General features: G+C 49.2%; 3 protein-coding genes. All 3 read right to left on the reverse strand.

Annotation, left to right across the window (positions count from 1 at the left end; all coding sequences use genetic code 11):
• Positions 1–591: PLP-dependent lyase/thiolase (locus tag ENN47_07390; GenBank protein HDP77991.1), on the reverse strand; the 591-nt coding region annotated here is incomplete at its 3' end.
• On the reverse strand, positions 584–895 hold the full coding sequence (locus tag ENN47_07395) for a 2-amino-4-ketopentanoate thiolase (GenBank protein ID HDP77992.1): 312 nt from the start codon (positions 893–895) through the stop codon (positions 584–586). The genes ENN47_07395 and ENN47_07390, both read right to left, overlap by 8 nt.
• A gap of 2 nt (positions 896–897) precedes the next feature.
• A partial coding sequence (locus tag ENN47_07400) for an NADP-binding protein (GenBank protein ID HDP77993.1) occupies positions 898–1652 on the reverse strand: 755 nt, incomplete at its 5' end.

Consider the following 1652-nt stretch of genomic DNA (forward strand, 5'->3'; position numbering starts at 1 on the left):
AAAGAATCCAGTCTCTTCGAGCAGCAATAGAAAGTAATAGAAGAGTTCGGGGCCGACTGTCAACTGAGCTACTTCCGCGCCATATGCTTCACAGGCCCGTGCCTTCTCAAGAATCTCCGGCTGTCCTCTCCCTTTGCTATCGTAACACTCTTGAACAATTATGCACTTGAGAGCTCTCTTCATCGACTGAGAAGCTACTGCGGCTCCGTAGTTTCCACTTGTGGCGGCAATAACGCCTCTGTAGCCAAGCTCCCTTGCCCTCGCAACGCTAATCGAGGCTCGTCGATCTTTAAAGCTTCCAGATGGGTTTGTCGCTTCGTCTTTGAGGAAGATTCTGGCGCCCTTACCCCGTTCGCTAATCGATCTGACGAGTCTTGTGATGTTTTTCAGCTCTATAAGAGGGGTGCAACCAACGCCGGTCTCTGACTGAATTTTCCGTATCTCTTCAAAGGGATAAGATGTGTCTTTCATAAGTGCTTCGTAGTCAAAGGCGATTCCATCGAGCTCATACCTGTCATAATCGACTCCGACAGAGGCCTTCATTATCTCTTTTCTCCTTGACATAACCGACTTGTAGGAATTGTCATTCATCTTCGTCACCGCCAGTTAGCCATTTTGTAAGTTCCATTCCCGCTTCAGCCAGCTCCGGAACGTGTTCCCCGAAGCTGTGCTCATGTGACGGTTCGACGGACTCCATTCTTCCGTGCATCTTTCTTCCTGCGGCTGTCTCTATTGTCACTAATTCACCGACTTCTGCCTTCCCTTCGAGCAGAAAACCCCTTATTCTTAGTTCGAGGGGAAGGGTTCCAGTGTCTTCAGGCACTGAGGGAGCTCTCTCTCCTGGATTAAGGAGAATCCGGTGGATTTGCACCCACTGCCCTTTTATTGCACTCATACTTACATCTCCTTTATTTCGTCTATCAGGCACCTTGGAATTGGAAGCTCGCTCATTTCGATAAGACCTGGAGCCGCTTCTATCACTGCAGGAATCATGTTTGTCGCAAGAGCAATCGTTCCCTTTCCACCGGGGATTTCCGGTTTTATCGAAAGATGGATTTCCGGGTCGCCGTAGATATCTATGTAATCTCCAGTTTCCACCCCTTCTGTTTCTGGCAGGATTTGTTGAGGATGAACCAACTCTATCAAGAGCTTCTCACCACAATAACCGCGGCCTACATGCTTACAACCGGCTACCATTCCCGGCTTCACATGCGCAACTGCTGTCTTTCTCTCTGTATTTGAGATGATTGGCCCACGACTCTCTTCAATTCTGTCTATCTCCCAGCCCAGTGCATTGCCAATCATCGCTATCGATTGCTGAAATCCAATGTGACCGACGATGTTTCCCGTCTCGGTCCCCTTTCTGAACTCTTCAGGAGAGGTTCCCACCCCTTGAGTCTCCATTACGGTCTTTCCAAATGGAGAAAGATCGTTGATTCTTCTGGCCTCGATTCTTTCAACTTTGAGACAGGCTCCGGTCATAGCTATAATTAGTAGATCCAGCACGAATCCGGGGTTGATTCCCGTACCGAGTATGGACACCCCATAACGCCATGCAATGTTCTCGAGTACTTCCGACTCTTCGGGATGCGAGACGAACGGGAAAGCCATTTCTTCGGCTATCGTGAGAACATCAACGTGGTGTCTGGCAG

Source organism: Mesotoga infera, assembly GCA_011045915.1.
In the GTDB taxonomy this organism is placed as follows: domain Bacteria; phylum Thermotogota; class Thermotogae; order Petrotogales; family Kosmotogaceae; genus Mesotoga; species Mesotoga infera_D.